The sequence below is a fragment of the Chroococcidiopsis cubana SAG 39.79 genome (assembly GCF_003991895.1).
GTDB classification, from domain to species: domain Bacteria; phylum Cyanobacteriota; class Cyanobacteriia; order Cyanobacteriales; family Chroococcidiopsidaceae; genus Chroococcidiopsis; species Chroococcidiopsis thermalis.
Genome location: NZ_RSCK01000052.1, coordinates 33,149 through 45,691 on the forward strand (window position 1 = coordinate 33,149; position 12,543 = coordinate 45,691).

The following is a 12,543-nucleotide window of genomic DNA, read 5'->3' on the forward strand; positions in this document are numbered from 1 at the left end:
TTAATTTTGACTTTTGACTTTTGACTTTTGACTTTTGACTTTTGACTTTGACTTTTGAATCATCCCTTAACAGCGCCAGCAGTCAGACCTTGAACGATCTTGCGCTGGAAGAAGAGGACGAGGAGAATTAAAGGTAGAGTGCCTAAAATGGTTGCAGCAGCGATGGGTCCATAAGGAATTTCAAATACTGAAGCCCCACTCAATTGAGCGGTTGCTACGGGTATGGTTTTCATTGATTCTCGCGAAATAAATGTTAGGGCAAAAATGAACTCATTCCAAGCAGCAATAAAAGTCAGAATTCCTGTCGTCACCAAAGCGGGAAGAGTCATGGGTAATAGAATCTTCCATAGTAATTGAAATGTGTTGTATCCATCTACTCGCGCTGAATCTTCCAAATCTTTAGGTAGTTGTTGGAAAAAACTGCGCATTACCAAAATTGTTAGAGGTAAATTAATCGCCGTGTATGGAATTATTAGCGCTAAAAAGTTGTTGGCTAAATTGGTTACTTGAACAATTTCCAACAGTCCTAGAAATAGTAATACCGTGGGAAATAAGGTAACGATTAGGACGATCGCGAGAATAACTTCCTTACCCACTAATCGCAACCGTGCCAAAACATAAGCTGCTGGTGCGCCAAAAGCTAGACACAGTAGGGTAGAGGTAATAGAAACAAAGGCACTATTTAAAATGTAAAGTCCAAATGGACGACGGGTAAATAGAGATGCGTAATGCTCGAAGGTGAAGCGAGTGGGAAAGTAAACTGTAGGAACGGCTGAGATGTCTTCGTTAACTTTTACGGAAGTTAATACCTGCCACAGCACGGGGGCGAGAAAGAATATAACAACTAAAGCTACTGCAATTGGTAGCCAAATGGCTCGCCAATTTATCCCTGCTTTGGCTTGCGATCGCGATTGTGCAATTGCCATAATTAACGTACTCCTGCGGCATTAGCCCGCGCTCTGGTTAAGAGTAAGGATGCGATCGCGACAGCAATGACTAAAATCAAAAATGTCACGACAATCAACGCCGAACCGTAGCCGAAATCTAAATAACGCATCACTGTACTGTAGATATAAATTGAAACCGTTTCCGTTGCCCCACCAGGACCACCGCCAGTCATAACTTGAATTAAGTCGAAGATAGCGAAAGCTTGAGCAAAACGGAACAACAAAGAAACAATAATTTGCGGCATTAACAAAGGGACGGTAATCTTCCAAAAACTCTGCCACGGAGTCGCACCATCTAAAGAATGCGCTTCGTACAAGTCGCCAGGTATTGACTGCAACCCCGCTAGCAACAGCAATGCAATAAATGGTGTCGTCTTCCACACGTCAGCTAAAATGACCGCAATCATTGCCAGCGTTGGATTTCCCAGCCAACTAATCCCTGTTTCAATTAACCCCAGGCGGCGTAATATATCGTTAACTACACCATACTGGTCGTTAAAAATCCACGCCCACGCAACCCCCATGACTGCTGTTGGCAAAGCCCAAGGAATTAAGGTAATTGTCCGCACAATTCCCCGTCCTTTAAAGGCTTGGTTAAGTACCAAAGCGACACCAATACCTAAAATTAATTCTGACAACACGGAAGCGGTTGTAAACACGGTGGTGTTCCACAAACTTTGCCAGAATCGCCCGTCGTTAAACATCCGCCCGTAATTACTCAAACCGGAAAACACTAGTTCTAACTCAGTTCCCAGGTTTTGAGTAAAGACGCTCAGCCAAAACGCTCGTAAAATTGGATAGGCATACACTACCAACATGACAATTAGTGCTGGTAAGAGTAAGATCCATCCAGTTTTCTGTTCTCTTTTTTGTACGACATCGAGTTTCATATTTGATTTGGTAATTGGTAGTTGGTAATTGGTAATTGGTAGTTGGTAATTGGTGATTCATTTCAATTTTCCATTACCCATTACCCATTACTTAAGCTTGATTTCGACCTAATAAAGTGCGGGTTTCTTTAGCAGCCGCTTCCATTGCTTGTTCGGGACTCATACGGTTGGAAAGGGCAGCACTGAGGTAACGTTGCAAAATATCAGAAGCTTGCGCGTATTGGGGAATTGCCGGACGCAGAACTGCTTTTTGAGCAATTTGCAGTAACTCTGGAAAGTAGGAATATTTTGCCACAACGTCTGGGTCGGTAAATAATTCCTTCCGGCTGGGTACGTATCCCGCCCCTAAGATAAATCGCTTTTGCGCTTCCCGACTCATAAAGTATTGCAGGGCTTTCCAAGCCTCTTCTTTATGGGTCGAGTTACTCGAAATACCAAAACCCCAGCCTCCTAAACAAGCACCACTTGTTTCTCCTGGGGCGTGAACCATTGGTTTAATAGCTACTCGATTTCTGAGTTGAGACCCTTTTTCATTTGCTAAAGGTAAGACATAGGGCCAGTTTCTTAAAAAGGCAACTTGACCGCTTTGAAATAGGCGGCGAGTGTCCTCTTCTATGTATGTTGTTACCCCTGGTGGAGAAATACCTTTTTCAATCGTACTGCGGAGAAACTGGACTGCTTGAATTGCCTCGGGTTTGTCTAGCCCAACTTCCTGTGTATCTGAATTTACCCAAAATCCGCCATAACCTTCAAGAACTTCAACGAACATTGCTGATAGTCCTTCATATTGCCGTCCTTGCCAGACATAACCCCAATCGACTTTATCTTGTTTTTGTAAAGTTTGAGATGCCTGAATTAAATCTTGGAAGGTTTCTGGCGGTTTTAATCCTGCTGCTTTGAGTAAATCTTCGCGGTAGTAGAGTATGCCAACATCTGCACGGATTGGGATGCGATATAATCCATCCCTGTATCTTCCTGCTTCTATATCTTGGGCTGTAAATGCTTTTAATTCCTCTGGACTTACCCGATTTTGCAAGTCCATCAACCATCCAGCCGCCGCAAATTTTGGGGTCCAAATGATATCTAAAAGTACTAAGTCGTAAGGAGATTCACCTAAGAGAAAAGCTGAGGAGTAAAGATCCTCAATTAAATTAGCAGCATTTGGACCTTCAATAACGTTGATGCGAATTCCTGGATTTTCTTTCTCAAAGTCTTGAAACATTCCTGCTCGTAGATCTTTGACATCGGGTGCAAGAATTAAGGTATTCAAGACAACTGGTTGCTGTGCGATCGCTATCCATGCTGTCAGGATAATACTAAGGGACAGCACGAAGAGCAGCATCCATCGATACCACTTTTTCAGTTTTTGATGGAGAGTATGCAGTTTGTTTTTTGACTGACGATCCATTGTGATGTTAAGAGTTCAATCGATGTGAATTGAAATGTTATTGAATTGAAAATCGATCGTTGGGTTAATTAAAATCGCGATCGCCGATCGCGCACCGTTTTAGACTGAGTATATTCAAGCACTCAACCCAGTAGAAATTTTGCTATTGGTGTTGAAGTAAATCAACAACTATGTTGTACTAAACCAACATGAAACGATTTTACCAGTTTATTCTTGCTTAGATTGAGTATGACTTCAATCCCGTTCTAACTCGCAGTTTTCTAGTTAAAATTACTTATGGTATTAGCGGCAATTATCCCGCAATTTATAAAATAATCTAATTGTAATTAAGACTACAACTCTCTCAAGATATAGGGAGGCGATCGCGACAAACTGTCTCAGAGCGTATGCTTCTTGCTCGAATAAAGTGATAGTCTTGCCGCTGATGAGTATTTCTTTTCATTTCAACCCTATTTAGAGTTAAATTCTGTAAAGTACATATAAATTTAGCTGATAAACACTCGTTAGGCGATTGCTTCTAGTAAAACTGCTTGCTTTAAATATTAACTTTTATGTATATTTTTACATTCAAAATAATTTAAGAAATATTGCTAATAAGTTTATATAGCGTGTCTATTGTTAAAAAATAAATTGTTTGGCGGCGATCGCTGTCAAACCTAAAATATTAATTTTTGTATATATTAGTTCTCTCAAATAAATTAAAAACTATTAAATTTATCTTGACTAAAAATACTTATTAATTTACCTGCAATGTAACTAAAATTGCCAAGCTAAGAATGAATCTCAAGATAGAAGTAAAAAAACTCTTAATCTCCGAAAATAAACAAAATTAGATTTTCAAATTGGTAATTGGTCAACTGATAGCTAGTCGAAAGTTACAAGTCAAAAGTCAAAGTTAACTGGTCACTGGTCACTGATAACTAATTATGTCTCCTGGTGCATTAATTTTTGTGGCGATGCTAGGTGTCGCCCTTCTTTTATTTCTCGTCATTGGCGTGCGCTTGCAAGCATTTGTTGCCCTGTTATTGACGAGTCTGTTTGTTGCCATAGCAGCGGGTATACCGTTAGATAAAATAGCCGAAACGATCCAGCAGGGAATGGGCAGTACCCTCGGCTTTATCGCGATCGTGGTAGGCTTAGGGACGATGTTTGGTGAAATGCTGCGGGTATCTGGCGGCGCGGAAGTGCTAGCAGCTACGTTAGTGAAAAAATTTGGTCAAGATAAAGCTCAATGGGCTTTGAGTTTAACAGGTTTGATTGTATCGATTCCCGTTTTTTTTGATGTCGGGCTAATTATTCTCATCCCCTTAGTTTATGGTTTAGCAAAACGCACGGGGAAGTCATTGTTATATTATGCTATACCTCTGACAGCTGGATTGGCGATCGGTCATAGTTACATTCCCCCGACTCCTGGTCCAGTTGCAGTCGCCTCATTAATTAATGCAGACTTAGGTTGGGTGATTTTATTTGGTGCGATCGCGGGGATTCCTGCTACGATTTTCGGTGGTGTACTTTTCGGTAAATATATAGCAGGGAAAATTCACGCTACAGTCCCAGAATATATGGAAATTGAAGCACCAAAGCACGAACTCGGCAAGGAACCACCTCGCTTTGGTACGGTAGTTTCTATCATTGCCATTCCCTTAGTATTAATTCTGCTCAATACTGTTTCTACAGTCATTTTGCCAGAAGGAAACTTTTTGCGGAACTTCCTTACCTTTTTAGGACACCCATTTACAGCTTTAATGATTGCTGCCCTACTTTCCTTTTATATTTTAGGAATTAAACGCGGATATTCCCTGGATGAAGTTCAACAAATTGCTACCAAATCGCTAGAACCAGTAGGATTAATTATTTTAGTCACGGGTGCTGGGGGTGTATTCGGTAGAGTTTTAGTCGCCAGTGGTGTTGGGGATGTTTTAGCTAGGGCAATGGCAGCCTCAAATTTACCAATAATTCTGCTAGCATTTCTGATTGCAACTGCCGTGCGAGTCTCCCAAGGTTCAGCTACAGTATCGATGGTAACAGCAGCAGGAATCATGGCTCCAGCAATTGAAGCGGGGAAATATTCGCCGCCTATGGTAGGCTTGATTACAATTGCGATCGCTTCTGGTGCAACCGTACTTTCCCACGTTAATGATTCTGGTTTTTGGTTAGTCAGTCGTTATTTAGGATTATCAGAAAAAGAAACCTTACGGGCGTGGACGGTCATGGAAACAATCGTTGGTTGCGTAGGATTTTTAGTAGTTTTTATTATCAGCTTTTTCGTGTAATAAAGATTTAATTCTTGTAGACTATTTGCTATCAGTTGAAAAATTTATATGTTGGCAAACTCAATATTTTCATAGAGGTCTGCAATTTGAATTTGAAACTCAAAAACTTTAAAAGATAGCGTCACATTAAGATCGTCATATTCTGAGAGCAACCATTGATTAACAGCAGTTTTAACATAGTGTTCTACATGAATGCTGTATTGGTCAATTAGTAAATATTCTTGAAAATTATTAATAGTACGATAAGCGACAAACTTTTCACCACGGTCGTAATCTTGCGTCGATTTAGATAGAACTTCGGCAATAAAACAGGGATTAACTAATGTATCTGTGCGTCCTTCTTTAAATTGGAGAGGCTTTTCGACTACCATGACATCAGGGTATGTATATAAGTTGCGATCGCCAATCCAAAGCCGTTGGTCGGTATGAAATGTTTCGTAAGGCTTACGTCTCATAGCGACGCTCAAAGCGATGTAAAGATTTCCACTGATGCGGTTGTGTGCGGGTGTACCTCCTGCCATTGGGGTAATTGCTCCATTACGGTATTCGTTGCGGGTTTCGGACGCAACTTCGAGTTCGAGATACTCTTCAGGCGTGTAGATTTGTCGTTCGAGTGCTTGTGTCATGACGTAATTTCACCATCTTTGAGATCAACAAAATAGAAGTAAAAGAATAGCGATCGCATGTTTACAATAACAGTATCATCTAGAAGATGTTACTTGCTTAATGAAAGTGACAACTCTTTCTACTTCTTGAAACCCCACCTTTGTATGAAAATCATAACTTGCCGTGTTGTCCAATAAAGCATCTGAAGCAAGCTCCATACATCCACGTTCAATTGCCCACTGTTGAGCAAATTGAATTAATTTTGTCCCTATACCTTGTTTGCGATATTCATCTTCTACATAAATTCCTTCTACATAAGCCACAGGACTTTGAGTAGCACCAGGAACATAGTCGTAGCGCAGCGAAAGATTTATAAATCCAATTGCTTTAGCGTTATCATCTTTGACTAAAAATCCTGCTTCGCGAGGAGAGTAAAGAATATTGGTCAGACTTCTTTGCATTTCTTCAACTGATTCATCTGACCAAAGTTTTAACGCCAGGTCTAGCCACGCATTAAAGTTCTCTTGATTAACTTCAACAATTTTTACTTTTTGCATTTTACCTCTTAAATATTTTCTGTTTCTGCTGATGTAATTGTCTTACAAATGTCAGCTACAATTCAAATGGCGATCGCTACTTAAAACAAACTGTTATTTAAATTGAAGCGATCGCACTTTCTCTCACACAAAAACCTAAAATTGATTTTATAAATAATTTTTCTCTGTCCCCCTTGTCTCCCTTGTCCCCCTTGTCTCCCTTGTCCCCCTTGTCCCCCTTATCCCTTCCCATCATGACTTACTTCCTCGGCGTAGACATCGGCACAACTAGCACCAAAGCGATCGCATTTTCTCATGATGGTGCTATTAAAGCTAAGGGCAGTCAGGGATATGAAATTATCGTCCCGCATCCAACTTGGGCAGAACAAGACCCAGAAGCGCTGTTTAATGCAGTCATTACATCCGTGCGTCAAGCAATGGGTACTGGTATCTCTAAACAGGAAATCGCCGCAGTTGGTTTTAGTGCGGCAACTCATAGTTTACTGCCAGTAGATGCTAACAATAAACCCTTATCAAATATCATTATTTGGGCGGACAATCGCAGTGTTACTCAAACAGAAAGACTCAAACAGGAGGAGATTGCTCATAATTTATATCTGCGAACGGGTAGCCCAATTCATCCCGTCTCTGTTGTAACTAAACTCATGTGGCTGCGGGAAAAAGCGCCAGAGATTTTCCATAAAGCAGCAAAATTTATTTCAATTAAAGAGTATATTTTCTTCAGACTTTTTCAACGTTATGTAGTAGATTATTCTATTGCTTCCGCGACAGGATTATTTAATTTAAAACAACTGAATTGGGATGCAGAAGCTTTAACAATAGCAGGAATAAAACCAGAACAATTAAGCCAATTAGTCTCTACCACCCACATCTTACGCGGGATGCAAACAGAGTATGCAGAAGCAATGGGACTCGATCCGCATACACCTGTTATTATTGGTGCAAACGACGGCGTATTAGCAAACTTAGGCGTAGGCGCGATCGCCCCTAGTGAATTTGCCATTACCATCGGTACGAGTGGTGCAGTACGCACTGTAGCCGCCGAACCGATTACCGATCCGCAGATGCGAACTTTTTGTTACGCCCTCACCGAGAAACATTGGGTGATCGGGGGACCGACCAATAATGGTGGAATTGTTTTACGATGGTTGCGCGATCGCTTTTGTCATCCAGAAGTAGAAGAGGCGAAACGATTAGGTATCGATCCGTATGACGTAATGATTCAAGCGGCGATGGAAATACCCGCAGGCGCAGAAGGATTGATCTGTTTACCCTATTTATCGGGAGAACGCGCCCCCTACTGGAATCCTAAAGCGCGAGGTGTCTTCTTCGGATTGAATTTCAACCACACGCGATCGCATACAATTAGGGCAGCGATGGAAGGAATTATCTTTGCCGTCTACAGTATCAACGTGGCAATTCAAGAGATCGCTGGAACGACAGGAGAAATTCGCGCTTCTGGGGGTTTTGCCCGTTCTCATGCATGGTTGCAAATGATGGCAGATGCATTTGGTATGGTGGTAGCAATACCTGAAGTTTACGAAGCCAGTGGCTACGGGGCAGCTGTATTAGCAATGTATGCCGTAGGTGCGATCGCCGATTTATCTGAGGTGCAACCGACAATTAAAATTCGCGATCGCATTTCGCCCAACCCTGACTTGACACGCACCTATCATCAGTTATTCTCTCGCCATCAACGTTTATATCGGCAGCTAGAGGCAGAGTTTTAATAGTGACTAGTGGCTGGTGGCTAGAAAAGAGTTCAGTCACTAGTCACTAGCCGCCAGCTACTCACAAATGACTAACCAAAAAGCAATCTACTTTTGGATAGATGTCTTAAGGAGGAGAATTGCTTCAAAGTATCGAAAGATAGGATGTAAAAATTTATCAGTAATTTGCTCAGTAATTGAGTATATTCTATTACTGGTAGTCAAACTTCTTTTTACCTTTTGTCCTCTGCTTTCTGCCTTTCTCGATCGCCCGTAAAGTACTGCATCTATAAATAGGATTTATGACACAGCACCGCACAGTTCTAATTGTTGATCGTTGTGCGCCAGAGCGAGAAATTTATCGAGAGTATCTTTTAGCAGAGCAAGAAGTTAAGTATAAAATTATAGAGGCGGAATCGGGACAAAGTGGTTTATTGCTGTGTCAATCGCGATCGGTTGATGGAATTTTATTGGAATATCAACTGCCAGATTTAGATGGTTTGGCATTTCTAACTAGGCTGAGACAGCAAGCAGGTGAAGATTGCCCTCCCGTAGTTATGGTAACAGGTTATGGGAGTGAGGCGATCGCAGTCAAAGCACTGAAAAATGGTGCAGTAGATTATCTCGTTAAAGGGCAAGCCACAGCTGATGAATTGCGTCAAGCGGTAGGTAGTGCGATCGCAAATACTCAACTACGACAAAAACTGCAAGCTAGCGAACAACGGTTCCAAACATCTGTAGAAAATTTACTCGACTGTTTTGGCATTTATTCAAGTATTCGCGATGAATCTGGACGCATCGTAGACTTTCAAGTTGAATACGTCAATGCAGCGGCTTGCGAACAGAATGGCATGTCCCAGGAACAGCAAATTGGGAGAAGACTTTGCGAGTTATTTCCCGTTCACAAGGACAGTGGTTTGTTTGAGGAATATTGCCAAGTCGTAGAAACAGGCAAACCGCTGATTAAAGAATCTCTCGACTATAAAGATGTTTTTGGCGATCGCTGCTTAAACCGAGCTTACGATATTCGGATTAGTAAATTAAATGATGGGTTTGTTGCAGCTTGGCGAGATGTAACAGCACGCAAACAAGCGGAAATTGAGCGAGAACAAATATTAGCTCAAGAAAAACAAGTGCGTGAGGCAGCGGAAAGAAATAAACAGCAATACCGTTTGTTAGCGGCAAAACTGCGAGAGAGCGATCGCCGTTTTCGCGCCATCTTCAATTCCACATTTCAGATGATTGGATCGCTCTCCCCTGAAGGAATTTTACTCGAAGTGAATCAAACTGCCCTAGATTTTGCGGGAGTGGCAAAAGAAGAAGTTATCGATCGCCCGTTTTGGGAAACCAAATGGTGGACGATTTCACCCGAAATTCAAGCACGGTTACGAGAAGCGATCGAGCAAGCGGCGGCGGGGGAATTTGTTCGATATGAAGTGGATGTGTTGAGTGCAGGTGACAGGGTCGCAACAATTGATTTTTCCCTCAAACCAGTGTTTGATGAAACCGGACAAGTTGTGTTGCTTATTCCTGAAGGGCGAGATATTAGCGATAAGAAACAAGCTGAAGCAACCCTACGAGATGTTTACGCTCAACTAGAGCAACGCGCAGCCGCATTAACACAGAGCAATCAGAATTTGCAGGTGGCGTTAGAGGAACTGCAAATTTCTCAAGAGGAACTTAACCAACAAAACGAAGAACTGAGCCAAGCTCGTAATTTGAGCGAACTACAAAGCCAGCGGTATCAAGATTTATTCAATTTCGCCCCAGATGGATATTTAGTTACCAATTGCCAAGGCATAATTCAAGAAGCCAACAGAGCGATAACGAGCTTGCTAGCGATCGACCAACAACAGTTAATTGGCAAACCTTTAAGTGTCTTCGTCGATCCGCAAGAAATGCAAGTTTTTCGGAGTCAGTTAAATCGATTTGCCGCAAAGGCGAATCATTCTGCATCCGCGCAGCTAATTCAAACTTGGGAATTGAACTTAAAACCCTTCCGAGGTAAGCCTTTTCCTGCTGAAGTTTCGCTGGCGGCGATCGGCAATGGTCAAGAAGATTTAGTCGGTTGGCGTTGGTTGATTCGAGATATTACACAACGCAAACAAGCCGAAGCAGCTTTGCGTCAAAGCGAAGCTCTCTTCCGAGGCGTATTTGAATCCGATCTGATCGGCATTCTCTTTTGGAACACCGAAGGGCAGATTATCGATGCCAACGAGACCTTTTGTCGCATGACTGGTTATTCGCGACAAGAAATGCAAGCTGGACAAGTTCACTATAAGAATATTACACCGCCGGAATACCACGCAACTGACGCTCAAAAGTTAGAGACTATACAAACTGCGTGTCAATACGCCCCATTTGAGAAAGAATACATTTGCAAAGATGGTAGTCGCATTCCAATTTTACTCGGTTGTGCTTTTTTGCCAGGGTATAGCGATCGCGGTGTTGCCTTTGTATTAGACATTAGCGAGAAAAAGCGATGGGAACGAGAACGGGAAGCACTTTTAGCCAAAGAACAGCTAGCCCGCCAGGAAGCAGAACGAGCCGATCGCAGTAAAGATGAATTTTTGGCGATGGTTTCCCATGAATTGCGATCGCCCCTTAATTCCATTCTCGGCTGGGCAAAACTGCTGCGTACCCGCAAATACGATCCTCAAGTAGCTGCCCGTGCTTTAGAAACGATCGAGCGCAACGCTCAAGCACAATCCCAACTGCTCGAAGACTTGCTAGATGTCTCGCGCATGATTCGGGGCAACCTCCGCCTCACCCTTGCCCCTGTTAATCTCTTGAATGTAGTCGAATCAACTGTAACGAGCTTGAAACTAGCAGCTCAAGCCAAAAACATCGATTTACAATTCCGAATTCCGAATTCCGAATTCCGAATTCTGACTTCTCCCTTCATGGTTTCTGGCGATCTCCATCGTCTCCAGCAAATTATCACCAACCTGCTGACGAATGCAATTAAATTTACTCCTAACGGCGGACGAGTTGAGATTTCGCTCAAACGAGTCGAACAGGGAGCAGAGACGAGCTGGGAGCAGGGGGACAAGGGGGACAAGGGGGACAAGGGGGACAAGGGGGACAAGGGAGAAGTTCTAGCCACTAGCCGCCAGCCACTAGCCACTCACACTACTCCCGACTCCCCAAAATTTGCTCAAATCCAAGTTACCGATACAGGTCAAGGTATCAGCCCTGAATTTCTACCTTATATTTTCGAGCGTTTTCGGCAAGCAGATGATGTGACAACGCGCTCGAAAGATGGCTTAGGATTAGGGTTGGCGATCGCCCGTCATTTAGTTGAATTGCACGGGGGAACGATCGCGGCTGCAAGTTTAGGAGAAGGGCAGGGGGCGACTTTTACTGTCACGTTACCTTTACGGGAAACCAGACAGGGGGATGGGGAAGACAAGAAGGACAAGGAAGACAAGGGAGATTTGCCCCTCCAAGGTATCCGAATACTTGTGGTTGACGATGATGCAGATGCGCGGGAATTTTTGCATTTTGCTTTGACCCTAGAGGAGGCGGAAGTCAAGGTAGCGAGATCGGCTAAAGAAGCACTAGAAGTCTTGAACCAATTTCAACCAAATGTAATTGTCAGCGATATTGGAATGCCAGAAGAGGATGGCTACTCTCTGCTACGTCAGGTGCGATCGCAAACAGCAGCCAGAGGAGCCGAACCAATTCCCGCGATCGCTCTGACTGCATTTGCTAGAGAGTCAGACCGTCAAAGCGCGATCGCGGCTGGTTTTCAGCGTCATCTCGCTAAACCTGTGGTCGTAGCAGAGTTAGTCGCCGCGATCGCCGATCTCATTCAAAGTCCGCTCTAGTTCAAAGTCGATAATTCTCAGCCAAAATAATATTTAATTTGATGAAATTTAGCTCTTTTCCTCTGAATATATACGACTGCAAAGACCTTTTGTTTCGGCGATCGTTGAAAGTAATTATCGATTGCGTGCGTGACATTTGTAGGGGCGCACAGCTGTGCGCCCCTACAGATCGTCTGTTTTACGCAATTGAAACCCACTATGAAAGCACAAACTGAAAATTAGCGGTGCGTTCGTAACAACTTTTAACGGGACTTAAACAAGTTCTAAGCCCAAATAAAGCCTAAACTCTGCTTGTAAGCAGCAAATACGTCCTTGTTATGATT

General features: G+C 42.8%; 9 protein-coding genes. 3 read left to right on the top strand and 6 right to left on the bottom strand.

The window, feature by feature from the left end:
• Positions 1-59: 59 nt before the first annotated feature.
• The 3 genes from DSM107010_RS24290 to DSM107010_RS24300 form a co-directional block, all read right to left on the bottom strand.
• Complete coding sequence (locus tag DSM107010_RS24290; protein WP_015153875.1) at positions 60-926, bottom strand: carbohydrate ABC transporter permease; 867 nt, start codon at positions 924-926, stop codon at positions 60-62.
• Between the two features lie 2 nt (positions 927-928).
• Complete coding sequence (locus tag DSM107010_RS24295; protein ID WP_015153876.1) at positions 929-1,837, bottom strand: carbohydrate ABC transporter permease; 909 nt, start codon at positions 1,835-1,837, stop codon at positions 929-931.
• A gap of 91 nt (positions 1,838-1,928) precedes the next feature.
• Positions 1,929-3,245: an ABC transporter substrate-binding protein gene (locus DSM107010_RS24300; RefSeq protein ID WP_106168193.1), complete on the bottom strand. Its 1,317-nt coding sequence runs from the start codon at positions 3,243-3,245 to the stop codon at positions 1,929-1,931.
• A gap of 926 nt (positions 3,246-4,171) precedes the next feature.
• Here DSM107010_RS24300 and DSM107010_RS24305 point away from each other — a divergent pair.
• Positions 4,172-5,518: a GntP family permease gene (locus DSM107010_RS24305; RefSeq protein ID WP_015153878.1), complete on the top strand. Its 1,347-nt coding sequence runs from the start codon at positions 4,172-4,174 to the stop codon at positions 5,516-5,518.
• Positions 5,519-5,562: 44 nt separating this feature from the next.
• On the opposite strand, the gene DSM107010_RS24310 is transcribed toward DSM107010_RS24305, so the two are convergent.
• From DSM107010_RS24310 to DSM107010_RS38705, 3 genes are all read right to left on the bottom strand, one after another.
• Complete coding sequence (locus DSM107010_RS24310) at positions 5,563-6,144, bottom strand: Uma2 family endonuclease (RefSeq protein ID WP_106168194.1); 582 nt, start codon at positions 6,142-6,144, stop codon at positions 5,563-5,565.
• Between the two features lie 75 nt (positions 6,145-6,219).
• Entirely contained in the window at positions 6,220-6,681 is a 462-nt protein-coding gene (aac(6'), locus tag DSM107010_RS24315) for an aminoglycoside 6'-N-acetyltransferase (RefSeq protein WP_127024114.1), read from the bottom strand.
• 97 nt (positions 6,682-6,778) lie between these two features.
• Entirely contained in the window at positions 6,779-6,916 is a 138-nt protein-coding gene (locus DSM107010_RS38705; RefSeq protein WP_158631855.1) for a hypothetical protein, read from the bottom strand.
• On the opposite strand from DSM107010_RS38705, the gene DSM107010_RS24320 reads away from it, so the two are divergent.
• The gene (locus DSM107010_RS24320; protein WP_127024117.1) at positions 6,915-8,411 is read left to right on the top strand and encodes a gluconokinase; all 1,497 of its coding nucleotides are present in this window, start codon (positions 6,915-6,917) and stop codon (positions 8,409-8,411) included. The two genes, DSM107010_RS38705 and DSM107010_RS24320, sit on opposite strands and share 2 nt — an antisense overlap.
• Before the next feature lie 281 nt (positions 8,412-8,692).
• Positions 8,693-12,220: a PAS domain S-box protein gene (locus DSM107010_RS24325; RefSeq protein ID WP_127024120.1), complete on the top strand. Its 3,528-nt coding sequence runs from the start codon at positions 8,693-8,695 to the stop codon at positions 12,218-12,220.
• The last annotated feature ends 323 nt before the right edge of the window (positions 12,221-12,543 follow it).

Bases quoted from the DNA above. Each gene is read 5' to 3' on its own strand.
- DSM107010_RS24305 (WP_015153878.1), top strand. From the start codon at position 4,172: ATGTCTCCTGGTGCATTAATTTTTGTGGCGATGCTAGGTGTCGCCCTT.
- DSM107010_RS24320 (WP_127024117.1), top strand. From the start codon at position 6,915: ATGACTTACTTCCTCGGCGTAGACATCGGCACAACTAGCACCAAAGCG.
- DSM107010_RS24295 (WP_015153876.1), bottom strand. From the start codon at position 1,837: ATGAAACTCGATGTCGTACAAAAAAGAGAACAGAAAACTGGATGGATC.
- DSM107010_RS24325 (WP_127024120.1), top strand. From the start codon at position 8,693: ATGACACAGCACCGCACAGTTCTAATTGTTGATCGTTGTGCGCCAGAG.
- DSM107010_RS24310 (WP_106168194.1), bottom strand. From the start codon at position 6,144: ATGACACAAGCACTCGAACGACAAATCTACACGCCTGAAGAGTATCTC.
- DSM107010_RS38705 (WP_158631855.1), bottom strand. From the start codon at position 6,916: ATGATGGGAAGGGATAAGGGGGACAAGGGGGACAAGGGAGACAAGGGG.
- DSM107010_RS24300 (WP_106168193.1), bottom strand. From the start codon at position 3,245: ATGGATCGTCAGTCAAAAAACAAACTGCATACTCTCCATCAAAAACTG.
- DSM107010_RS24290 (WP_015153875.1), bottom strand. From the start codon at position 926: ATGGCAATTGCACAATCGCGATCGCAAGCCAAAGCAGGGATAAATTGG.